General features: G+C 40.0%; 20 protein-coding genes. 14 read left to right on the top strand and 6 right to left on the bottom strand.

The features are described 5' to 3' along the window. The 3 genes from KK060_RS19030 to KK060_RS19020 all read right to left on the bottom strand — a co-directional run. On the bottom strand, nt 1-2,727 hold a 2,727-nt coding region (locus KK060_RS19030), incomplete at its 3' end, for a DNA gyrase/topoisomerase IV subunit A (RefSeq protein ID WP_254155360.1). Between the two features lie 111 nt (nt 2,728-2,838). Further along, nucleotides 2,839-4,749 carry a DNA topoisomerase IV subunit B gene (locus KK060_RS19025; RefSeq protein WP_254155359.1) on the bottom strand — a complete coding sequence of 637 codons (1,911 nt, stop codon included), beginning with the start codon at nt 4,747-4,749 and terminating at the stop codon, nt 2,839-2,841. A 176-nt stretch (nt 4,750-4,925) separates the two neighbouring features. After that, complete coding sequence (locus KK060_RS19020) at nt 4,926-5,372, bottom strand: hypothetical protein (RefSeq protein ID WP_254155358.1); 447 nt, start codon at nt 5,370-5,372, stop codon at nt 4,926-4,928. A 349-nt stretch (nt 5,373-5,721) separates the two neighbouring features. On the opposite strand from KK060_RS19020, the gene KK060_RS19015 reads away from it, so the two are divergent. Both KK060_RS19015 and KK060_RS19010 read left to right on the top strand, forming a co-directional pair. After that, nucleotides 5,722-5,955 (top strand): hypothetical protein, encoded by a 234-nt coding sequence (locus tag KK060_RS19015; protein ID WP_254155357.1) that lies wholly within the window; start codon nt 5,722-5,724, stop codon nt 5,953-5,955. A 678-nt stretch (nt 5,956-6,633) separates the two neighbouring features. Further along, the gene (locus tag KK060_RS19010; protein WP_254155356.1) at nt 6,634-7,524 is read left to right on the top strand and encodes a 3-hydroxybutyryl-CoA dehydrogenase; all 891 of its coding nucleotides are present in this window, start codon (nt 6,634-6,636) and stop codon (nt 7,522-7,524) included. 1 nt (nt 7,525) lies between these two features. On the opposite strand, the gene mscL is transcribed toward KK060_RS19010, so the two are convergent. After that, nucleotides 7,526-7,894, bottom strand: coding sequence for a large conductance mechanosensitive channel protein MscL (mscL, locus tag KK060_RS19005; protein ID WP_254155355.1), 369 nt, complete (start codon nt 7,892-7,894; stop codon nt 7,526-7,528). A 97-nt stretch (nt 7,895-7,991) separates the two neighbouring features. On the opposite strand from mscL, the gene KK060_RS19000 reads away from it, so the two are divergent. Further along, complete coding sequence (locus KK060_RS19000; protein ID WP_254155354.1) at nt 7,992-10,757, top strand: PAS domain-containing sensor histidine kinase; 2,766 nt, start codon at nt 7,992-7,994, stop codon at nt 10,755-10,757. Beyond that, the gene (locus KK060_RS18995) at nt 10,744-11,151 is read left to right on the top strand and encodes a response regulator (protein ID WP_254155353.1); all 408 of its coding nucleotides are present in this window, start codon (nt 10,744-10,746) and stop codon (nt 11,149-11,151) included. Before KK060_RS19000 ends, KK060_RS18995 begins: the two co-directional genes overlap by 14 nt. Here KK060_RS18995 and KK060_RS18990 read toward each other — a convergent pair. Continuing rightward, the gene (locus KK060_RS18990) at nt 11,148-11,966 is read right to left on the bottom strand and encodes a DUF3108 domain-containing protein (protein WP_254155352.1); all 819 of its coding nucleotides are present in this window, start codon (nt 11,964-11,966) and stop codon (nt 11,148-11,150) included. The genes KK060_RS18995 and KK060_RS18990 overlap by 4 nt on opposite strands. Before the next feature lie 104 nt (nt 11,967-12,070). After that, complete coding sequence (locus tag KK060_RS18985; protein ID WP_254155351.1) at nt 12,071-12,883, bottom strand: 2,3,4,5-tetrahydropyridine-2,6-dicarboxylate N-succinyltransferase; 813 nt, start codon at nt 12,881-12,883, stop codon at nt 12,071-12,073. A gap of 71 nt (nt 12,884-12,954) precedes the next feature. Between KK060_RS18985 and KK060_RS18980 the strand changes: the two genes are divergently transcribed. From KK060_RS18980 to KK060_RS18930, 10 genes are all read left to right on the top strand, one after another. Beyond that, complete coding sequence (locus KK060_RS18980) at nt 12,955-14,064, top strand: glycosyltransferase family protein (protein ID WP_254155350.1); 1,110 nt, start codon at nt 12,955-12,957, stop codon at nt 14,062-14,064. Between the two features lie 111 nt (nt 14,065-14,175). After that, nucleotides 14,176-14,832, top strand: a complete 657-nt coding sequence (locus tag KK060_RS18975) for a metal-dependent transcriptional regulator (RefSeq protein WP_254155349.1) — start codon at nt 14,176-14,178, stop codon at nt 14,830-14,832. Between the two features lie 17 nt (nt 14,833-14,849). Further along, nucleotides 14,850-17,114 (top strand): TonB-dependent receptor, encoded by a 2,265-nt coding sequence (locus KK060_RS18960; RefSeq protein WP_302180124.1) that lies wholly within the window; start codon nt 14,850-14,852, stop codon nt 17,112-17,114. 6 nt (nt 17,115-17,120) lie between these two features. Beyond that, nucleotides 17,121-19,016: an Nramp family divalent metal transporter gene (locus KK060_RS18955; RefSeq protein WP_254155348.1), complete on the top strand. Its 1,896-nt coding sequence runs from the start codon at nt 17,121-17,123 to the stop codon at nt 19,014-19,016. A gap of 13 nt (nt 19,017-19,029) precedes the next feature. After that, entirely contained in the window at nt 19,030-19,266 is a 237-nt protein-coding gene (locus tag KK060_RS18950; RefSeq protein ID WP_254155347.1) for a DUF433 domain-containing protein, read from the top strand. Further along, entirely contained in the window at nt 19,263-20,618 is a 1,356-nt protein-coding gene (gene mnmE / locus KK060_RS18945; RefSeq protein WP_254155346.1) for a tRNA uridine-5-carboxymethylaminomethyl(34) synthesis GTPase MnmE, read from the top strand. The genes KK060_RS18950 and mnmE overlap by 4 nt, the downstream gene beginning before the upstream one ends. Nucleotides 20,619-20,893: 275 nt before the next feature. Next, nucleotides 20,894-21,109, top strand: a complete 216-nt coding sequence (locus KK060_RS25260; protein ID WP_367397513.1) for an Arm DNA-binding domain-containing protein — start codon at nt 20,894-20,896, stop codon at nt 21,107-21,109. Beyond that, nucleotides 21,076-21,369, top strand: a complete 294-nt coding sequence (locus tag KK060_RS18940; RefSeq protein ID WP_254155345.1) for a phage integrase SAM-like domain-containing protein — start codon at nt 21,076-21,078, stop codon at nt 21,367-21,369. Before KK060_RS25260 ends, KK060_RS18940 begins: the two co-directional genes overlap by 34 nt. A gap of 74 nt (nt 21,370-21,443) precedes the next feature. Beyond that, nucleotides 21,444-21,983, top strand: a complete 540-nt coding sequence (locus KK060_RS18935; protein ID WP_254155344.1) for a site-specific integrase — start codon at nt 21,444-21,446, stop codon at nt 21,981-21,983. A gap of 256 nt (nt 21,984-22,239) precedes the next feature. Next, complete coding sequence (locus tag KK060_RS18930) at nt 22,240-22,983, top strand: SDR family oxidoreductase (RefSeq protein WP_254155343.1); 744 nt, start codon at nt 22,240-22,242, stop codon at nt 22,981-22,983. The last annotated feature ends 21 nt before the right edge of the window (nt 22,984-23,004 follow it).

Below are 23,004 nucleotides of genomic sequence, written 5' to 3'. Positions count from 1 at the left end.
TAAGCTACAGGGCTTGGCCTTGCTCGTTTTTCTTGCGTTGCCTTTCGGGGGCTTTGAAGAGACTGACTTGGCCGTCTTCTTCGATGGAAGGCTGGCCTTCTTCACCGGATTCAATTTTTTTTTTGGCGACTGAGAATCTTCCGATTCAGCCACCTCAGCATCACCGCTGGCCTCCCCTTCTTCTACTGCCTCTTCATCCTGCACTACACTCACCTTCGTAACCTTATACTCAGAGAGTCTGTTACCAATGGCTTTCCAGCCTTTGATTTCTACAATCTCCTCCAGATTAACAGTCTCAACTTTCTTAGGTTTATCTTTTGCCTTGATAAGCTCTACCTCTACCTCAGGTGTTTCGGAAGTGGTTACAGCAACCAACCGCGAACCAATTGCCTCTGATATGAATCCAAACTCTTTATCAAGTGTACTTGTTTCGATCATGAAACGCTTCACCATGTACTGCTTGCTTTCGCCATCAACATACACTGCAGACACAGCCTTCTTCGGATTATACTTTTCGATATGAAGTGTTTTTTCAGGATCATAACGGTTGGACAAATCAAAGTTTGTAATCTTATACGAACCATTGCGCATAAATGCAATGATCTGATCATCACCATCAAACTTGCCCAGCTTCTTACCGCGTGCGTCTTTATTTAAGCGCCCTGCGGCATCATCATACCACAAATCAATCTTACTCAGGGTAGATGCTCCCGCTTTTAAGAACTCAACCTTACGTACCGGATATTGGGTAATGATGTTTCCCCGGGAAGCTCTTCCCTTCACTTCCAGTTCGGAAAAGTCATACTCGAATATTTTCTTCCGTGCCGTGCTTGCCGCGCTTAACTTCACTTCAACTGTCTCAGCTTCTCCATTAGGATTTGCGCTTACATAAAGAATCTTGGAATTAGGATTACCCTGTGTAAGATCATATTCTTTGTCGCGCGTAACACCAGGAAGATTGAATCTCTTTGCAAACGTTCTGCCCGACTTACCATCAGCATAGACAACGTTATAAGTCATCCTGTCGTCACCCTTTTTCCAAATGCCGATATAGAGAATATCTTTACCCATGAAGGTCTTCTCCTGGATCTTGGTTATTAATGCTTTGCCATCTTTACGGATAGCAATAACATTATCAAGATCAGAACAATCACAGATATACTCATCTCGTTTCAAACCATATCCTGCAAAACCATCCGTGCGATTTACATACAACTTCTGGTTTATAGCAATTACTTCTGTTGCAGATACTGACTGGAAGCTCTTGATCTCTGTTTTACGCTCACGTCCTTTACCATACTTTGTTAATAAATTCTGGTAATACTCTATCGCGTAATCTGTCAGGTGTTTCAGGTGGTGCTGCGTCTCTTTCAACTGCTTCTCGAGATCTTTAAGCATTTCATCTGCTTTAAATGAATCGTATCTTGAAATACGTTTGATCCTGATTTCTGTTAATCTTACAATATCGTCGTTGGTTATCTCACGATAGAATTTCTTTTTATGAGGCTTTAATCCTTTGTCAATTCTACTGATAACTTCTTCCCATGTTTTTGCCTCTTCAATATCACGATAGATCCTGTTTTCAATAAATATCTTCTCCAGCGAAGAGAAAAGGATCTTCTCCATCAATTCATTCTTACGAATCTCTAGTTCGCGTCTTAACAGTTCTACCGTCTGGTTGGTGTTATATTTGAGGATATCATTAACAGCCATGAAGTGCGGCTTATCCTCAACGATAACACAGGCATTTGGTGATATGCTGATCTCGCAATCAGTAAACGCATACAATGCATCCATTGCTATTTCAGGAGACTGACCTGCCTGAAGATGGATGATGATTTCAACGTCTTTAGCTGTGTTGTCTACTACCTGCTTTACTTTGATCTGTCCTTTTTCACTTGCCTTAACAATTGACTCCATTAAAGAAGTGGTGGTAGTAGAAAAAGGTATCTCCTTGATAGCAAGTGTCTTCTTATCTACAATATCAATCTTAGCTCTTACCTTTACTTTGCCTCCCCTCATGCCCTGATTGTACTCAGAGAAATCTGCAACGCCACCCGTAGGGAAGTCAGGATATATCTTTGGGTTCTTTCCTTTAAGAATATCAACAGAAGCCTTGATCAATTCAACAAAGTTATGCGGAAGGATCTTTGTTGACAGACCCACTGCAATACCTTCTACCCCTTGCGCAAGAAGTAGCGGAAATTTAACAGGCAGTGTTACAGGTTCTTTTTTACGACCATCGTAAGATAACTGCCATTCCGTTGTTTGTGGATTATAAACAACCTCAAGGGCAAACTTTGAAAGTCTTGCTTCAATATAACGCGGTGCAGCTGCGCTGTCGCCCGTGCGAATATCACCCCAGTTACCCTGAGTTTCAATGAGTAATTCCTTCTGACCAAGGTTTACAATAGCTTCACCAATGGCCGCATCACCATGAGGGTGAAACTGCATAGAGTGACCAATAACGTTGGCTACTTTGTTAAACCTGCCATCATCCATCTCTTTCAGAGAATGCATAATCCTGCGTTGTACTGGCTTAAAACCATCTTCAATGCGAGGAACGGCACGCTCAAGGATTACGTAAGATGCGTAATCTAAAAACCAGTTCTGGTACAATCCATCAAGGGCAAGAGAATGGACACCGTTTTCTCCGTTTCCATTAGAACCATTGACATTGGTTGATATTACTACTGGTTTACCTAGTGGTGCTTTTTTCTTACTCATTGGTTAAAGTTCAATGCTACTTTAAGTTTTGGTTTGGTTTAAGAACAAGGGTTAACAAACTATAAATAAACAACCTGCTCTCCATCAAAAACATCTTACAACACGCAGTGCCTACGCAACTGCGTCTTCAGGTTGCTCTTCAAGCGCTATCTTCGCTTCTGCTCCTTTTTCAACTTTATCAAGCTCTATTCTCAGGTTATCGATAATAAAGTCCTGTCTGTCTGGTGTGTTTTTACCCATGTAAAATTCCATGATATGCTGGAGATTAGTATCATGAAGTAACACAGGCTGTAATCTTATATTTTCATTTATAAACTCACCGAATTCATCAGGTGAAATTTCTCCTAATCCTTTGAAACGCGTGATCTCTACTTTCCCGCCAAGGGTTTGCATGGCCTTCTGCTTTTCTTCTTCACTATAGCAGTAAATAGTATCCTTCTTATTGCGAACCCTGAACAATGGAGTTTCAAGAATAAAAACGTGACCTGCCTTTACAAGATCGGGGAAGAATTGAAGGAAGAATGTCATCAGCAATAAACGGATGTGCATGCCATCAACGTCAGCATCAGTAGCAATAATCACCTGGTTATAGCGAAGCCCGTCAAGACCATCTTCAATATTTAACGCATGCTGAAGCAAATTGAACTCTTCATTCTCATACACTACCTTCTTGGTCAAACCAAAGCAATTCAATGGCTTACCGCGAAGGCTAAATACAGCCTGCGTTTCAACATTTCTTGATTTGGTTATAGATCCACTGGCAGAGTCACCCTCAGTAATAAAGATCTGACTTACAGTTCCTTTTTCACTCTTATCATCAAAATGATAACGACAATCTCTCAGCTTGCGATTATGAAGATTTGCTTTCTTCGCTCTTTCATTCGCCAGCTTTTTAATACCAGCAATTTCCTTACGCTCCCGTTCCGACTGGATAATTCTTTTTTCGAGCGCCTCCTTTATAGATGGGTTTTTATGAAGGTAAATCTCAAGCTCCTTTGCCACATAGTCACCCACATAGTTTTTAACAGATGGGCCATCTGGCGCCATGTTAACAGAACCAAGCTTTGTTTTTGTCTGCGATTCAAACACAGGCTCTTGAATCCTAACCGCAATTGATCCTATTATTGAAGCTCTTATATCTGCAGCATCATAATCTTTCTTGCATACCTCACGAACTGCTTTTACTACACCTTCGCGGAAAGCTGCCAGGTGCGTACCACCTTGTGTTGTATTTTGGCCGTTTACGAAAGAATAGTATTCTTCGCCATATTGATTGCCATGCGTAAGCGCAAATTCAAGATCGTTTCCTTTTACATGGATAATAGGGTAACGAAGTTCTTCAGGATTTGTCTTTTGCCTGAGCAAATCAAGAAGACCATCTTTGGAATAGAACTTCCTTCCATTATAATTGATTGTTAAACCAGCATTGAGAAAGGCGTAATTCCACATCAGGTCATCCAGGTATTCAGGAATAAAGTGATAGTGTTTGAACATGGTTTCGTCTGGTTCAAACTCTACCAATGTTCCGTTTTTTTCGTCAGTTTTAGTTTGCTTGGGGTCGTTTACCAGTACCCCTTTCTTAAATTCAGCAAGCTTGGTCTGTCCGTCTCTAAAAGCTTGTACTTTAAAGTAATTAGATAAGGCGTTTACAGCCTTTGTACCCACACCATTTAAGCCGACTGATTTCTGGAAAGCACCAGAATCATACTTAGCGCCGGTGTTTATTTTAGATACAACATCTACAACTTTTCCTAGCGGAATGCCGCGGCCATAATCGCGCACCACAACCTTTGACTCGGTGATTGTAACGTCAATCGTCTTTCCATAACCCATCATATGCTCATCAATACAGTTGTCAACAACTTCTTTTACAAGCACATAAATACCGTCATCTTTAGACGACCCATCTCCCAGTTTACCAATATACATCCCGGGGCGTAGACGAATGTGTTCACGCCAGTCAAGTGATCTGATACTTGACTCGTTGTACTCAAACAAGTTCTCTTTATCTGATTTAGCCATACGTCAAAAAAATCTAGCAAGGATAGTTTAAAAAATGTTCAACCATCAACACCGAGCGGCTGAATTTTGCCGAAGAAAATAAATTTTGCCCTCACTTCAAGCAAAGCAAGAAAAAAACAACCTACAAAAAAGAATTAGATAGAATAGATTAATCTGTTGATAACGATGCTATTAATCTATACTTCTGACACTATTTGTTTAGGATAAAATCTTCGGAACAATGTATAAAGCGGCCAACCTAATGCCCAGACAACAACAAGAGCAACTGTCGCATAAATTATAAAACCAATTTTTTGATAGTTGAACGCCTCGTTACTGTTATAAACCTGAACAAGGCTCATTCCGATAATAAAAAAGGCATTTATGGTAATGATAAGTCCATTGAACCAGCTCTTAAAATCCTCATCTCGGTATACTTTTCCAATAACATATACCAATAGGTTAACGAACAGGATGAGCCCCGTGAGCACGTAAAAGAAAAACTCCTTTCCTATTATTACCCTTGCAGAAGCCTCATCCTGAATAATAACATCTTGCGGCAAGCCCGCATAAACATAAAGCAGATTAGCAAGAACAGCCAACACCGAAAGGAACCACGCCGCTTTAAATATCTTTAAAACCATTATTGAAATTTTGTTGTAAAGGTAAACCATAAATCCATGAACATAAATCCAAATGTTCTATAGATTATCATTTTTTTGTCTTATAACGCTGTTTAATAAACGAAGCAGACATAGATACTGTGCTAATCTGAAATATTAGCCTTTACTTTACGGTTACTATTAATATTGCATTACTATTTCACAGGTCTACATCTTTTGCGCGAATAACATGCTCTTTTCCAAATACTTGATTCTGTTTATCCTACTTGTTTCTTTAATCGCTTGTAATAGAGGTAAGGGCAATCTTGAGAACTTCAACCAAGAGGCTTGGATTGCAGATAAGAACGCTTGCGCCGATAAGCGCAGGGCCATGGCCGCTCTCATAGAACAGCAAAAACAAAAATTATTGGGCTCGGATGAAATGGAAATTGTGCAATTGCTCGGGAAGCCTGACCAAAACGAGCTTTACAAAAGAAACCAAAAATTCTATTATTACTATATTACTCCGGGGCCTGCATGCCAAACTGCCGATACACTGAAATCATCACGATTAAGCATTCGGTTTACTGCAATGGGTTTGGCAAAAGAGATAGCAATAGAATAAGAATATCCGCAATTTTGGCTGCTGATGCATTTCTACTTTAGCAGATACATATTAACAAACCTACAGCGGATCTTTCTGCGTTAATATTCGCCTTGCTATAAAACCCGTCTGAACGTATAAATGCTATAGTTTCGTGCATTTATTCGACTTTTTCATCTAGCGGTAACAATCCCAACCCCCTTCCTGTAAAGTCATTTTCAGGACCAAGTTCTGCCATTCAAGCTGTCAACGGCATTTTAAAGTCAAACTTCAATATAATATACCCGACACTTAAGCCCTTTTTGATAGCCTCTTCAGCCCTACTTCTCCCCGAGATAATCCGTAGATAACCCGTATATAACCCGTATGTAAGCCGTATATAACCCGTACCTTAAAGAGACGGATTATCTGCGGGTTATATATGTGTAAACTTCATGTATACTACAGCGGAAATAGGACTGGTTACTGCCTCACCTCCGGGTGCAATAGGAAAGTGTTATAGGGTTAAGGATAGAACAGGTGCAATTATGAAATAGCCAATCGTTGAAAGATCAAGCGAATAAACGCATGGGTCTCGTGGAGCCGGACTTGATTAACAAAAGCCTTAGTAAAGCGTACGCGAATGTTTGAAAGAAAGCTTTACCTATATTTCATGACAATTCAAGCTTAATTCTTACTTTGGCGGCCGAGACGATATACATGAAAAACATTGCAGTTATAGGATCTGGTACCATGGGAAATGGTATCGCTCACGTTTTTGCTCAAAGTGGATATAGAGTAGCCCTCATCGATATTCATGCTGAAGCATTAAAGAAGGCGTTGGCTACTATCGAAAAAAACCTTGATAGGCAGGTAGGTAAGCAAACGATAAGCGAAGCGACCAAAAAGTCCGCTTTAGCAAATATTACCACCTATACAGACTTAAAGACAGGCGTTGCTGAGAGTGATCTTGTTGTTGAAGCGGCTACTGAAAACGTTGATATTAAGCTCAAAATATTTAAAGACCTTGATGGCTTTTGTAAACCTGAAGCTATCCTTGCATCTAACACCTCCTCTATTTCTATTACCAAAATAGGGTCTGTTACCCAAAGGGCAGAAAAAGTGATCGGTATGCACTTTATGAATCCAGTGCCCATCATGAAGCTTGTTGAAGTTATCAGGGGTTACAGTACAACAAATGAAGTGACCAACACCATTATGGAGCTCTCCAAAAACCTTGGAAAAATACCAGTTGAGGTAAATGATTATCCGGGGTTTATAGCCAATAGAATACTGATGCCGATGATTAATGAGGCGATCTATTCCTTGTACGAGGGAGTTGCGGGTGTTGAAGAAATAGATACAGTAATGAAATTAGGAATGGCCCACCCTATGGGGCCACTCCAGTTGGCAGATTTTATCGGTTTAGATGTATGCCTTTCGATCTTACAGGTATTGCACGATGGTTTTGGCAATCCGAAATATGCTCCATGTCCGCTACTTGTAAACATGGTACAGGCAGGGCATAAAGGCGTTAAAACAGGGACTGGCTTTTACACATACCAGGCAGGATCTAAAGACCTGATACCTGCACAAAGGTTTAGGAAATAGTTTAAAGTTGTTTTGACTTCAGCAGATCACGGATCTCGGAAAGTAGTACAATATCTGCAGGAGGAGCTGATGGTTTGGCTTCCTCCTTTTTCTTAAAAATATTTATTGCCCTTACTACCAGAAAAATAACTAAGGCAATAATCAGGAAATCGAGGACTGTACTTGAGAACGATCCTATCTTTATTCCTGGCCCTACCTCCATTGTTCGCCAATCTCCTCCCGGAATCAAAGGATTAATAAGCGGCATTGTTATATCATTAACAAACGAAGTTACAATCTTGCCAAAGGCGCTACCAATGATTACACCTACGGCAAGGTCTATTACATTGCCACGCATTGCAAATTCCTTAAATTCTTTAAGTATGCTCATAACCTGATCTTTTGTTTTAATTCAAACTCCTGCGTAAACTGTATTAAAGTTAAGCCGTATAGATTGAAAAATGTATATTTAACTATGGAATTGTGATATGCCCAGAAAATCAATTAACAAGGGCAAGCCCCGAAAGCAGTTACCAGGAAAGAAATCTTTATCGAAGAAGAAATCTGTTTCCTCGGCATCGTCATCTTACAGAAAGAAATTAAAAAATTTATCGGAGGTTGAGCAACGCTTAAACCTGGCACTTGAAGTAGCTCAGATTGGTACATGGGAATGGAATATTCGAACAAATGATGTTACCTGGTCTGCCGGTGTGCACAAACTCTTCGGGCTGTCAAAAGAAGCATTCGATGGTACTTTTGAAACTTACCTTAACCTTATTCATCCAAATGACAGGAAGGCTGTCACCGAAAGAATAAACTATGCATTGTCTAACAATACCACCTGTTCGGTTATACATAGGCTGGTGTGGTTAAATGGCGAGGTGCGCTGGTTGGAATGTATAGGTAAAACGGTGTTAGGGAGAAACAAAAAGCCCCTGAAAATGACCGGTACTATTCAGGACATAACAACGAGAAAGAACATTGAACAGGAGCGTGAAGACTGGAAGACGCGGCATGAACTGGTAGCTAAGTCTGCTGGCCTTGTAATTTATGATTACGATATATCTTCAGGCAACATAGTCTGGAGTGGTAATAGTGACTTCGTTTTAGGATATAGATCAGAAGAACTCGGAAACATTCAACGATGGATTAAACTCATCCACGCAGACGATCGCGAACAGGCACTCTTGGAGTTAAAGACCGCGCAGGGAGCATTAACACCTTATGATGTTAATTACAGGTTCCGAAAGAAAAACGGCGACTACTGTTATATGCACGACCGCGGATTCTTTGTTGCTGATCAAAACGGAGACCCTACCCGGATGCTGGGTATGATGATGGATGTTTCAAAAGCCAGGCAAACAGAAGAAACACTTAAAGAAAATTATCGCTTTCGCGAAAGCATTGAAAGAACAATGCCCGGCATTTTATACGTACATGATCTTTCTTCCCGTCAAACAATTTACATTAACAAGGTAGAAGCACCGCTCTCTTTTACTAATGGAAAGGACTTGTATACGGACGAAGATCTCAACAAACTAAAAGGTGAGATACGAAGTAAAATTATACACCCTGACGATATCAAAAAGCTATACCATTGGACAAAGGAAGTCGCAGGTACAGTGCGGGAGAGCGAGTATCGTGTTTTAATGAAAGACAACCAGTACCGGTGGTTCCATTCACGTGATACACCTTTCCGCTGGGATGAACAGGGAAACGTAACGCAGATTATTGGTATATCGCAAGATATTACAGCACAAAAAGAAGCGTCAGAAAAACTACGAAATAGTGAGCGGAGCTATCGTGAATTATTTGATAGCGTAGGTGAAGGTATCTGTATTCAACGGGAAGATGGATTAATCATAGACGTAAATCGTGGTGCTTCTGTATTGTATGGATACAACAAAGAAGAACTTATAGGAAGAACGCCAGGCTTCCTGTCTGCAGAGAAAAAGAATGATTTTGATTTCATACGCCATAAACTAAAAGAGGCCGCGCGGGGAGAAATACAACGTTTTGAGTTCTGGGGAAAAAAGAAGAATGAAGAAGTATTTCTTGTAGAAGTTCAGTTAACCAAAGGAACCTATTTTGGCGAAGAGATAATTATTGCTACCCATTGGGATATTACTGAAAGAAGGAAAACGGAAGAAGCGCTGCGCGAAAGCGAACAACGGTTCAGGGCTTTGCACGCTGCCTCCTTTGGTGGTATAGGACTGCATGATCATGGTGTTATAATTGATTGTAACCAGGGCCTTTGCAACCTTACAGGTTTTACCTATGATGAACTTATTGGTAAAAACGGAATAGAGCTGATTGCCCCGGAATGGAGAGATTTTGTCATCAATAATATTAAAACAAGTTTTGAAGGTGCGTATGATGTAGAAGGCATTAAAAAAGATGGAACGCGTTATATACTTGAAGTTCATGGAAAAAATATTCCTTATGAAGGCAAAAATATCAGAGTTACGGAATTCAGGGATGTAACAGAAAGAAAGCGTGCACAGGAGCAAATTATTGAACAGAACACAAAGCTTATTGCAGTAGCAGAGGACCTGAAAAGGAAGAACGATCAGCTTGAGGAGTTCACGCAAATTGTATCACATAACCTGCGATCGCCAGTAGGCAACATAGTAACCTTACTAAGCTTTTTTGAAAACACTACCTCTGAAGCTGAACGTAAGGAGTATTTGAATCTTTTGAAAGAATCGAGCGCCATGACATTGTACATGCTTAACGACTTGAACGAGGTTTTAAAAGTTAAGCAGAACAAGAACATAGAAAAGCAAGAGCTTAGGTTTGAAGCTGTCCTTCAGCAGGTATTTAAGATGCTTAATGCCAAGATATCAAATACTGGTGCCCAAATTAACTTTGACTTTAACAACGGCCCTACCTTAATATATCCCAATATTTACCTTGAGAGCATTCTATTAAACCTGTTGGATAATGCCTTAAAATACAGGCATCCGGAAAGGCCTCCCTATATTGAATTTAAAACATACAAAGATCGGTCTGACAATACCGTACTCGTAGTACGTGATAATGGCCTGGGAATCAATTTACAACGATACGGGCATCAGGTATTTAAACTTAGAAAAACATTTCACAAACATCCGGAGAGTAGGGGTGTTGGATTATTTATGATAAAAAATCAAATTGAAACGATGGGCGGGGAGATAACCATTGAGAGTAAGGAAGGAGAAGGTTCAACTTTTTTAATTAACTTTAGTAAACACCAGTCAGATGCAACCCAGTGAGCCAATTATTGCCGTTATTGATGACGATAAGATTTTTCAATTAACAGCCTCTAAAACCATTAAAGCTGCTGAGCTTACTGATAAAATCTTACAATTTGAAAATGGCGAAGAAGCACTTTCTTTCCTGAAAGACAACCAAAGCAACCCCTCCTCGCTACCTGACTATATTTTTCTGGATATCAACATGCCTTTTGTTGATGGCTGGATGTTTCTCGAGGATTTTGATAAGATTAAGACGGCATTAGCCAAGCGTATGGTTATTTACATGGTTAGTTCTTCTATCGATCCGAGGGATATGAACAGGGCCAAAGGCAACTCCAATGTTACTGATTATGTTATTAAGCCGGTAACGATAGAGAAGTTTAAGCAGCTACTACAAAGAGCTGCGGCTTAATCCTTATCAAGGTTTAATGGATTCTTAAGACCGGAATAGCCTGTTAGTTCAACGCCGGCACTTCCAATAAACATCTTTGCATCAATCTTTACAGGAATACGGTTCTTGTCATCCGAGAAGTAGGCTGTAATAGAATCTTCACCATCAAACAGTTGGTTCTTAGGCATAATTGGCCTAAAAGCAAGTGTCCTGATCTTACCTACCTTTGTTTTAATGGTTTGCTTGCCCTTATAAACAATGCTGAGCTTGTAGAATTCGTCTTCAAAGAAGCCGGTTACTACAACAGTATCCTTAGGTTTAATTTTAGACAGGTCCATCACCCGAAGGTACAGAAAGCCTGCTATCATATCACGCACATGGCTAGGAGCCTCATACGATTTGGGCTCCTTCCATTTACCCGTTTTTTTATCTGCAGTAATAACTTGTATTTTCTTACCAGGATGGTCAAAGTAGGTCTGTTCATCTTTCTTATACCTTCCCTCCCGGATCTTCCGGTAAAACATGTGCGGCAATAAGGACGTTGTATCTATATAAGCACCCCACTGATCATTGATATCAGTCACCCAGTCAATCATACCGACTGTTTTCGCATACACGTCTACTTTAAAACAATCGCGGTTGTTTATTTTATAATACTGTGGGTGTACTTTGGCAGACCCTTTACCAACAGTTATAAAACTGTAGGTCATTTTAAAATCCAGCACCTCTCCTTTTCCAAAACTTTCATTTTTAACATAAGGATGAATATCATTCTTATCACCAGTAAATGCTGTAAGCAGCATTAGAATACAAAATCCAGAAAGCAGTTTTCTCATGATAGCCTTTACTACAAAGTTAACCTTTCAGTGTTAAAGATTTATGAATCCAAACGCATGCCAGTGTTTCCTGGTGTAATGTTTTGAAGAAAATTGGATTTCTTTTAAACAGCAACGCTATTATCCCTTAAAGCATCATTTAAAGAGGTTTTCTTATCGGTACTCTCTTTTCTTTTTCCAATGATTAAGGCGCATGGAACGTGGAATTCACCTGCGGGAAACTTCTTAGCGTAAGAACCCGGAATAACAACTGAGCGTTCCGGCACATAGCCTTTATATTCAACCGGCTTATCCTGAGTAACGTCAATAATCTTTGAACTGGCAGTTAAAACTACGTTTGCTCCTAATACGGCTTCTTTCCCTACCCTTACACCTTCAACCACAATACAACGGGAACCAACAAATACATTGTCTTCAATAATGACTGGTGCCGCCTGTACGGGTTCGAGTACACCCCCTATACCAACACCCCCACTTAAATGAACGTTTTTACCAATCTGCGCACAGCTCCCGACGGTCGCCCACGTATCTACCATTGTACCTTCATCTACATAAGCACCAATGTTTACGTAAGAAGGCATCATAATAACACCTTTGCTCAGGTAAGCACCATGGCGTGCGATGGCATGCGGTACTACACGTACACCCAATTGTTTATAGTTTTTCTTTAACTTAATCTTATCGTGAAACTCAAAAGGACCAACCTCTATTGTCTCCATTTGTTGAATAGGGAAATAAAGAATAACGGCCTTCTTAATCCATTCATTAACCTTCCAATTGTTTCCGTCTGGTTCAGCAACACGAAACTCTCCTAAATCTAATTTATCAACAACTGAGCGGATCGCATTTTGTGTATCTGCATTTTGAAGTAATGATCTGTCTTCCCAGGCTTTTTCAATGATATTCTTTAATTCCATTTGTAGTATGTTAGTTTGTATTTTGCAACAAAAGGCAATAATAATGATTAACTGATTACCTTAAAAACGGGATGTCTGAAGTAAAGAAAAGAAAGGTAGTAATTGCTTCGGTGCTTAAACCGGTTGACGATACCAGGATGTATGAAAAACTAGGGATAAGCCTTGCTTCTATTCCTGACGTTGAAGTGCATGTGATCGGGTTTCCTGCCTGTAGTAAGTCAGTCTCTTCTATTAAATTTCATCAGTTAAGATTTTTCAAACGTTTAAGCGCTAAGAGACTCTTTGTCCCCTGGAAGATCCTTTCACTGACAGTGAAGTTAAAGCCTGCTTTATTTATTATTACAACACACGAATTGTTACTGGTCTCATCCATTGCAAAGCTTCTTACGGGTTGTAAAATAATTTATGACGTTCAGGAAAACTACGAACGCAACATTCTTTATACAAATGCTTTTCCTCCGGTTATAAGAGGTGTTATCAGTCGTTACGTAGGTGTTAAACAACTCCTACTTTCGCGATTTGTTGATCATTTTTTTCTTGCTGAAAAGTCGTATGAGCAGGAATTGTCGTTTTTAGGAAATCGGAAAACGATACTTGAAAACAAACTCATGTCAGCACCCATTAACAAAAGGGAAAGAAAAAATCACAGCTTTAACCTTTTGTTTTCTGGTACCCTTGCAGAGTCAACGGGTGTATTTACAGCGATTCAAATTGCAATTGGCCTGCATCAGCTCAGTTCCAAAGTGAGGTTAACCATCATTGGGTATGCTGCCAAAGGGCATACTTTAAAAGAGATCAGACAGCTGGCCGAGTCTCATTCATTCATTACACTTATAGGTGGTGACAACCTTGTTCCCCATAAACAAATTCTTGAATACATTGACAACTCAGATTTTGGAATAATAGCCTACCCACCCAATCCTTCAACAGCGGGTTCTGTACCCACAAAATTGTACGAGTACATTGGAAGGCAGCTGCCCATTATACTCATCAACCATACCCCCTGGGTAGATTTCTGTAAGCAATATAATGCAGCCGTTGTGTTTAACTATGCTGAAATAGATTATCCAACGCTATTCAACCAAATGAATCAATCCGACTTCTATACAATCGATCCAAAGGAAGTTTTCTGGCAAAGTGAGGAACCTAAGCTACTTAAAGCGGTCAAAACGATAATCTAGAGCCCCCTGGAACAATATTTTAAATAGATCGCAATCAGGAGTTAAGTACGTATAATAATTTTTTTAGACTAACCTAAACTTTTATTTTTGCGTATTGTTATTGATTAAGCTATGTTGAGTCTGACAGAGGAAAACTATCTAAAAACCATATACAGGCTTTCTGACGGAGGTGCAAAAGCGGTTTTAACAAATGAGATTGCTGATTCTATGAATACAAAGGCTGCCTCTGTTACTGATATGGTGAAGAAACTATCAGTAAAAGACCTTATCTCTTATGAACCGTATTATGGGGTCAAAATAACACGGCTCGGTAAGAATGAGGCACTAATGGTAATACGTAAGCATAGACTTTGGGAAACGTTTCTGGTTGATAAGCTGAAGTTTAGTTGGGATGAAGTACATGACGTAGCAGAGCAGCTGGAACACATACAATCACCACTATTAATTGAAAAACTGGATGAATTTCTGGGCTATCCAACAGCAGACCCACATGGACACCCTATTCCTGACAAGAACGGAAAAATACAGATATTAAAACAGGTTCCTTTATCGGAGATAGCTTTAAACAAAAAGGCTTTTGTAAGATCCGTTAAGGACGGATCATCCTCATTTCTACAATACCTTAGCAAAATCGGTATTTACATCGGCGCTACTATAACCATACTCGAAAGAATTGAATTTGACGGATCGCTGGAAATAGTGATTGACAACAAAAAGAAGGTGTTTATTTCAAGAGATGTTTCTGAAAACTTATTGGTAACGGAGTAAAAGAAAGGAGTAAGCCTATGCGCATAAAATTTACGAACCTACTGCTTTTTACATTTATAACCCCTTTCTGTTTATTGGGGCAAACTGTTACAATAACAGGCACAGTAAAGGATGCTGAAACACGAGAACCATTGAGGTTTGCTACAGTACAACTTCTACCGGAAAAAACAGGAACTACGACCAACGAGCAGGGAAACTTTAGTTTGAATATTAGCAGTGAAAAACTGAAAGGCTCTTTTCTTATTATTTCATTCATCGGGTATAAGACTGACTCTTTAGTTCTTTCTGGCAAACAGTTAAAATACAACATACTTCTAACGCCCGACCTTTCAGCACTTAAGGAAGTAATCGTAACATCCGGAACAATGAAAGAGGTAACGAAGATGAACTCGCCTATTCCGGTAGAGATCTACTCGCCTGCCCTATTTATGAAAAACCCAACACCAAGTATCTTCGAGTCATTGTCAATGGTAAATGGTGTACAACCACAGCTGAATTGCAACGTCTGCAATACAGGGGATATACATATTAATGGAATGGAAGGCCCCTACACTATGGTATTGATTGATGGAATGCCTATTGTGAGCAGTCTGGCTACAGTTTATGGATTAGCAGGCATACCGAATAGCATGGTTAAACGAATTGAAGTAGTAAAAGGTCCGGCCTCAACGTTATATGGATCAGAAGCAGTAGGTGGTTTAATCAACATTATCACAAAAGACCCTGTTAGCTCTCCTTTCCTTCACGTTGACGTTTCAGCTACTTCACTGCAAGAATATAATGGGGATATCTCCACGAAATGGAAAGTGAAAAACACACAAGCACTGCTGGGTTTGAATTACTTTAACTTCAGGAACAAGATTGATATTAATGATGACAATTTCACAGATGTTACTCAGCAAAATCGATTTTCCGTTTTTAATAAATGGCAGTTTGAAAGAAGAAATCAAAAGCAAGCCACGTTGGCCCTTCGTTATGTGTATGAAGACCGCTGGGGTGGTGAACTTCAGTGGAATAAACAATACAGGGGAAGTGATGAGATTTACGGAGAGTCGATTTATACAAACCGATTTGAAACAATAGGAAACTATCAATTACCAGGAAAAGAGAATATCACGTTAGACGGTTCATATAATTACCACCTGCAGGATTCTTACTACGGAGCCATAAAATATTTTGCTGAACAACATGTTTTATTTACACAGCTTCGTTGGGATAAAAAGATAGGCAACCATGACCTCCTTATTGGCTTACCCTTTCGATACATGTATTATGATGATAATACTGTTGGCACCCTCAGTGACGATACTGCTAACCCATCAAACCAACCTATGGAAACCTTCCTTCCGGGTCTCTTTGTACAAAATGAATACAGTGTAAGTAAGAAAATGACATTGCTGACCGGAATACGGTATGACCATCACAACCGTCATGGAAATATTTTATCACCTAGAGTAAGTGCGAAATACTCACCCAACAGCAATAATACGTTTAGGCTTAGCACCGGTAATGGGTTCCGTGTAGTAAATTTATTTACAGAAGATCATGCTGCCCTCACAGGAGCACGAAAAGTATTTATAAAAAATGAACTTAAGCCCGAGCAATCTTGGAATGTAAACCTAAATTACGCCACGAACATTCCACATGCTTCAGGATATGTAAACCTGGATGCCAGTGTATTCTATACCTATTTCACGAACAAAATCATTGGCGATTTTATTACCGCACCTGACTCCATCATTTACGACAATATTGCCGGTCATGCTATATCAAAAGGAATAACCTTAAATACTGACATAGCCTTTACAAACAGTCTTAAAATTATGGCAGGAGTAACTGTAATGGATGTATACCAGAAAGAGAATGATGAAACGGGACACATGGTGAAGAAACCACAGATGTTTGCTCCTGTTGTATCAGGTACTTATGCGATAAGCTATGCTTTGGATAAATACGGAATAAGCTTTGACCTTACGGGAAGATTAAACGGCCCCATGCATTTACCTGTTGTGCCTAATGACTTTAGGCCTGAAAAATCTCCATGGTTTACTACCATGAACTTTCAAATCACTAAGACTTTCACCAATGGATTAGAGATTTATACAGGAGCGAAGAACATCCTCAATTTTATACCAAAGCATCCCTTGTTAAGACCGTTTGACCCCTTTGACAAGAACGTAACAATAAACAATCCGGAAGGATACACATTTGATACAAGCTACAATTACGCACCCGTACAAGGTATTAAAGGGTTTGCAGGACTACGATACACAATTCAATAGAAACGTATGAATAAAGAAACTGCTATTAATGGAAAATCACTTAGCGAAGTACATGCTTCTATTGATGCCAGCAATAAAAAAGGCTGGCGAAAGATACTAGCCTTTCTCGGTCCCGCTTATCTTGTAAGTGTCGGCTATATGGACCCGGGAAACTGGGCAACAGACATTGCAGGGGGTAGTAAATTTGGGTACTCCCTTCTGTGGGTTTTGCTCATGTCAAACCTGATGGCGCTTCTACTTCAAAGTTTAAGTGCACGTCTGGGTATTGTAAGACAACTTGATCTTGCCCAGGCATCAAGGAACACTTATAGCTCTGGTGTAAATTACGCCTTATGGTTTCTTGCTGAAATAGCTATTGCTGCCTGTGATCTCGCAGAAGTTCTTGGAATGGCAATCGGTCTGAAGCTATTATTTGACTTGCCGTTAATCTGGGGCGTTACGCTTACCGTCCTTGACACGTTGCTCATACTACTTCTCCATAACTATGGTATGCGAAAGATTGAGCTTTTTATCATAAGCCTCGTTGCCATTATAGGAAGCTCGTTTCTAATCGAAATGATTCTTGCAAAGCCCGACTTAGGTCAGTTGGTAACGGGTTTTGTGCCCCATCTCCCCAATGACGAAGCTTTATATATTGCTATTGGTATCATCGGTGCCACGGTAATGCCGCATAACTTGTACCTTCACTCCTCCCTTGTTCAAACCAGAAGAATCGCTGCAACAGAACAAGGGATCTGGGCTGCCATTAAATATAATTTTATTGACTCGTTTGTAGCTTTAAATGCTGCATTCTTTGTAAATGCGGCCATTCTTATTCTGGCTGCTTCTACGTTCTTTCAGGCAGGTATGTATGAAGTATCGGATATAATGGATGCCCATAAGTTTCTATCTCCGATATTAGGTACTGAATGGGCCTCTATGCTCTTCGGAATAGCCCTGGTAGCTGCGGGCCAAAGCTCTACAATTACAGGAACACTGGCAGGACAAATTGTAATGGAGGGTTATCTGAACCTCCGTATTGCGCCATGGCTAAGACGACTTCTTACAAGGCTTATTGCTATTACACCTGCGTACATTGTAATCCTTCACTTTGGTGAAGAAGAGACAGGCTCCCTTCTTGTCTTCAGCCAGGTTGTATTAAGTCTACAACTTGGTTTTGCCATCATCCCGCTGATACACTTCACGGGTGATAAAGAAAAGATGGGACAATTTGTTATAAAACCTTGGGTGAAAATTGCAGCGTGGATAATTGCAGCCATTATAGTTTCTCTTAACGTGAAATTAGTAATTAATGAAATTCAAGGGTGGCTGGCAGATGCGGGTGGTGACGCCTGGATTTTATGGCTTACTGTTGTACCTGTATGTGCCTCAGCTTTTATCCTCTTGTTATACATTACGGTCAAGCCGCTGATCGGCAAAAGGAAGAGTGAAAAAGAATCAAGAATACCACATGGAGTATCTACTGTTCTTGAACTAAAAGAAGCTGAAGTATTCAAACGTATTGCTATATGCATTGACTTTAGTGATATTGACGCCCAAACCATTCGAAGTGCGCTTGCACAAGGTGGAAAAAACGCGAACTATATTTTACTACATGTAGTTGAAACAGCAGGCGCTATGGTGTATGGACAAGAAATTAGGGATATGGAGTCAAACAAGGACGCAAACGCTTTATCTCACTATAGTCAACAGCTTATCGATAAAGGTTATCGGGTAGAAACACAGATAGGATATGGCAATCCGAAAAGAACTATTCCTAAAATGGTTAAATCTTTTAATGCAGATCTTCTCGTGATGGGAGCGCATGGTCACACCTTGGTAAAAGACTTAATCTTAGGAACCACCGTCGACACGGTACGACATCGCGTTACGATACCCGTTCTTATTGTCCAAAGGAGCTAACTTTACCGGTGGTATGAAATACGGAGCTATAGAAATTGATAAAGAAATAATGCAAGGAAAACCTGTATTTCAAGGATCGGGTATCCCCGTACAAACACTATTCGAGTACCTTGAGGACGGAAAAACCATAACTAAGTTTCTAGACGACTTTCCTGCTGTAAATCAAAAGGACGTCATTGAAGTATTGCAGATGGCCAAACTTATAATTACTACCGAGAAAACTTTAAAGGAAAACTTTTCAGAACAATGAACGATACAATTGTTGCACTAGCTACCGCACAAGGTGTATCTGCTATTGCTGTAATAAGGTTGTCAGGCAAAGATTGTATTGACATAGTACAAAAAGTATTTAAAGGCAAAAATCTCCAACAACAACCTTCGCATACCCTTCATTTTGGGACTATATATGACGACAAAAAGGTTATTGATGAAGTTCTTGTCTCCCTTTTTAAAGAACCCAATTCTTTTACGAAAGAGAATTGCATAGAGATTTCTTGTCATGGTTCTCCTGTCATAATAAAAGAGATTATTAAAGTATTATTAAAGAAGGGTGCACGACTTGCTGAACCAGGCGAGTTTACAAAACGGGCTTTCCTCAACGGAAGATTCGACCTTGCGCAGGCAGAGGCGGTGGCAGACTTAATCAATGCAGAAACCGATAATGCAAGACAGGCTGCGTTAAACCAAATGAGAGGAGGTTTCTCTAAAGAAATTAACCGCTTGCGCGAAGAACTGATCCACTTTGCTTCACTCATTGAACTTGAATTAGATTTTGGTGAGGAGGATGTTGAATTTGCAAAACGCGATGACTTAAGATATCTTATTCTTAAAATTCAAACTTACCTGCAATCGCTAATAGATTCCTTTGATCAAGGTAACGTAATCAAGAACGGTGTACCTACCGTAATAGCAGGAAAACCAAATGCAGGCAAGTCGACATTGCTTAATACTCTTTTAAATGAAGAACGTGCAATAGTTTCTGATATCGCCGGCACTACGCGCGATGTCATTGAGGATGAGGTGATCTTAGGAGGAATAAATTTCAGATTTATTGATACCGCGGGGCTTCGTGAGACACAAGACGTAATAGAAGCGATAGGTGTCGAACGTACGAAGGAACGGATGAAGAAAGCTTCTCTAATCATCTATCTTTTTGACTTAACGCAAGCATCTCTTTCAGAAATTGAAGAACAGGAAAAAGAACTGGTGAGCCTTTCAATACCCTTTATCAAAGTCGGAAACAAAATGGACAAAGCAGATAAATCTTTACTGTCCAAACTTGAAGAGAAGAACTTTCTATTTATCTCTGCCGCGAATAAAACAAACATCCAACAACTGAAAGAGAAGATACTCTCCTATTTCCAGGTTCAATCAGTAAAAACTGGTGATGTGATGGTTACAAACATAAGGCACTACCAAAACCTTCTACAAACCAACGAAGCATTACAACGGGTTTTAGACGGCATGGATCAGGAGATAACCGGGGACTTCCTTGCCATGGATATTCGCCAGGCACTGCACTATCTTGGAGAGATAACAGGCACAATCACAACTGATGACTTGCTTGATAATATTTTTAGTAAGTTTTGTATCGGGAAATGATCTTTCAAAGTCGTTGAAAATCAGATCGACACAAATCAAAGATGAAAATATGCTTTTGCCTTTATTCCCATGAGTATTAGGTAGTTAGCCTTTCATCGTGCTCAACTTTGGGTCAATACGTTAGGTCAGTTTGTTACTCGATTGTTACTGTAGTGCTCGAGTAACAAAAAATTACCGGTAACAAACCGGGTGAAAAGACGTCTTTAGAAATCCCTAAACGCTTGAGTTATGTCTCGAAAAAGAATCAATGATCTCAACCGAAAAGAGCCAGTCCGATTACGTCAAGACGAATCAAGAATGGTGGGTACTCACTCTACCTCGACACTTATTGGAACGGCAAACGCTCTTACAGCTTCTTAAAGTTGTATCTCAATCCACCAACGGATGACCTTGCGATAATCGAAAACAAAACAACACTTGAACTCGCCAACCAATCAAGTACAAAAGGATTCTTGAGTTGCAAACTGGTCTTCATGCGTCCGCTGTCGTAAAACCACGTCCGAAATTTAGAGACTTCTTCGCAGAACTCGCGAGCGAAAAAATTCGATTTGATAACAATGCTGGTAACTGGGCCTCGGCCTTCAAACATGTACTTGTTTTTCTTGGAGACGACAATCCAACGATTCAAGAGATTGATGACATCTGGCTCGAAGAGTTTAGAGCTTACTTACTTGAAGTTGATAAGCGAAGTGGTAAGCCAAGGCTTCAGGTACGGCACTCTCCTACTTCAACAGAGTTCGAACTGCGTTGACCACTGCTTACGACCGTAGAATCATCGAACGTAACCCAGCTAATCTCGCGAGACCCATTCGCGCTAAAAATGCGATGCGAGAATTTCTAACACTGAACGAAGTGAAACGACTAGTAGAGACAAAATGTGATCAACCTGTTTTGAAAGATGCATTTTTGTTTTGTATGCTGACAGGATTAAGATGGTCTGATATTGCGCACCTAACTTGGGAGGAAGTAAAAGGTAACAATGTTGATGGTTGGTATCTTCATTTCAAACAACGAAAGACAAAACGCTACCATGTTCTCCCAATAACGCCACAAGCGAAAGAATTACTCCGTGAACGTCTCGAATCAACTCGAGTGATTTTTAACCATCTTAAATACAGTTCGAAAACTTCGATTGAACTTTGTCGATGGGCTATTGCGGCAGGTGTTGCTAAGAGGATCACCTTTCATTCTGCCCGTCACACGCACGCAACTCTCCTACTATCACATGGTGTTGACATCTACACGGTTTCAAAATTGCTAGGGCACAAACATGTTGTCTCAGCTGAGCGATATGCGCATTTGATTGATCGCATGAAGGTGGACGCCATTTCAAAATTGAAAGACCTGAAAATATCAGAATCCTAAGATTAAAAAGTAGGCCCATCAAATGCCAAATTTTCTTAATACCCAAGGCAATCGTTCGGGTTTGACCTTGGACTGCCACTTTTATAATTGTTGGATGATCACTGCAATCTTTTAAAAAAGTTACTTTGACCTGTCAAAAAGCCTTATGCTGCAAAGGAAAAAGGGTGAACGAATCATTGTCATCGGTTCAACTGTGTTTGTTGCGGATTTGAGGTTGATGAAATATCCAATAACGTTTAAATATTGAATTCTACTTATGAAAATTTTAGTAATTGGAGGAACCGGCCTAATCGGCAGTGAAGTCAGTAAAAAACTAATTACCGAGGGCCACGAGGTTATCATTGGTGCACCGTCTAAAGGTGTCGATGTCATATCAGGCAAAGGACTTGCCGAAGCATTGAAAGGAACTGAAGTCGTAATTGACCTTTCAAATTCTTCATCACCTGATGACGAGACAGCCTTAAACTTCTTTCGTTCAGCTGGAAAAAATTTAGTTAGTTATGAAAAGGAAGCTGGAGTGAAACATCATTTAGTGTTATCGATAGTTGGAACAGATCGCGCTCAGTATATAGGATATCTAAAAGCGAAGACGGAGCAAGAAGAAAATATCAAACGTTCAGGCATCCCGTATACCATTATTCGGTCTACCCAATTTTATGAGCATGTCACCACAATTATTACTGTACAAGGTGTCGATAATGAAGTTCATGTGTCAACAGTCGATTATCAGCCAATAGCAGCTGCGGATGTTGTGAAGTACGTATCTTATTTTGCCCTGAAAGAGCCAAGAAATGAGACCGTGGAGATTGCAGGCCCCGACCAAGATTTGATGACGCGCTTTGTACAAAAATATCTCGATTATAAGCGAGATAGCAAAGTTGTGATTGGTAATAATCAGAATAGATACATGCATCTTGATATTCCTAAAGATCTTTTAGTCCCACTTGGAGACTGTCATAAGGGCAATATCACTTTCGAGGAATGGTTGAAGGTCCACTAGCAAATTAATTGCTTCCATGAG

This window comes from Chryseosolibacter indicum (assembly GCF_018598585.1).
GTDB lineage: Bacteria > Bacteroidota > Bacteroidia > Cytophagales > Cyclobacteriaceae > Chryseosolibacter > Chryseosolibacter indicus.
Note: the sequence above shows the minus strand (reverse complement) of the source record. Positions and strands in the feature narration are given on the sequence as shown.

What these genes read in the sequence shown, in the direction of transcription:
- mscL (WP_254155355.1), bottom strand. Translation starts at nt 7,894, where the DNA reads ATGAGCATACTTAAAGAATTTAAGGAATTTGCAATGCGTGGCAATGTA.
- KK060_RS18980 (WP_254155350.1), top strand. Translation starts at nt 12,955, where the DNA reads ATGTCTGAAGTAAAGAAAAGAAAGGTAGTAATTGCTTCGGTGCTTAAA.
- KK060_RS18975 (WP_254155349.1), top strand. Translation starts at nt 14,176, where the DNA reads ATGTTGAGTCTGACAGAGGAAAACTATCTAAAAACCATATACAGGCTT.
- KK060_RS19020 (WP_254155358.1), bottom strand. Translation starts at nt 5,372, where the DNA reads ATGGTTTTAAAGATATTTAAAGCGGCGTGGTTCCTTTCGGTGTTGGCT.
- KK060_RS18955 (WP_254155348.1), top strand. Translation starts at nt 17,121, where the DNA reads ATGAATAAAGAAACTGCTATTAATGGAAAATCACTTAGCGAAGTACAT.
- KK060_RS18950 (WP_254155347.1), top strand. Translation starts at nt 19,030, where the DNA reads ATGAAATACGGAGCTATAGAAATTGATAAAGAAATAATGCAAGGAAAA.
- KK060_RS18960 (WP_302180124.1), top strand. Translation starts at nt 14,850, where the DNA reads ATGCGCATAAAATTTACGAACCTACTGCTTTTTACATTTATAACCCCT.
- KK060_RS18930 (WP_254155343.1), top strand. Translation starts at nt 22,240, where the DNA reads ATGAAAATTTTAGTAATTGGAGGAACCGGCCTAATCGGCAGTGAAGTC.
- KK060_RS19025 (WP_254155359.1), bottom strand. Translation starts at nt 4,749, where the DNA reads ATGGCTAAATCAGATAAAGAGAACTTGTTTGAGTACAACGAGTCAAGT.
- KK060_RS19015 (WP_254155357.1), top strand. Translation starts at nt 5,722, where the DNA reads ATGGCCGCTCTCATAGAACAGCAAAAACAAAAATTATTGGGCTCGGAT.
- KK060_RS18935 (WP_254155344.1), top strand. Translation starts at nt 21,444, where the DNA reads ATGCGAGAATTTCTAACACTGAACGAAGTGAAACGACTAGTAGAGACA.
- KK060_RS18995 (WP_254155353.1), top strand. Translation starts at nt 10,744, where the DNA reads ATGCAACCCAGTGAGCCAATTATTGCCGTTATTGATGACGATAAGATT.
- KK060_RS18985 (WP_254155351.1), bottom strand. Translation starts at nt 12,883, where the DNA reads ATGGAATTAAAGAATATCATTGAAAAAGCCTGGGAAGACAGATCATTA.
- KK060_RS19000 (WP_254155354.1), top strand. Translation starts at nt 7,992, where the DNA reads ATGCCCAGAAAATCAATTAACAAGGGCAAGCCCCGAAAGCAGTTACCA.
- mnmE (WP_254155346.1), top strand. Translation starts at nt 19,263, where the DNA reads ATGAACGATACAATTGTTGCACTAGCTACCGCACAAGGTGTATCTGCT.
- KK060_RS19010 (WP_254155356.1), top strand. Translation starts at nt 6,634, where the DNA reads ATGAAAAACATTGCAGTTATAGGATCTGGTACCATGGGAAATGGTATC.
- KK060_RS18990 (WP_254155352.1), bottom strand. Translation starts at nt 11,966, where the DNA reads ATGAGAAAACTGCTTTCTGGATTTTGTATTCTAATGCTGCTTACAGCA.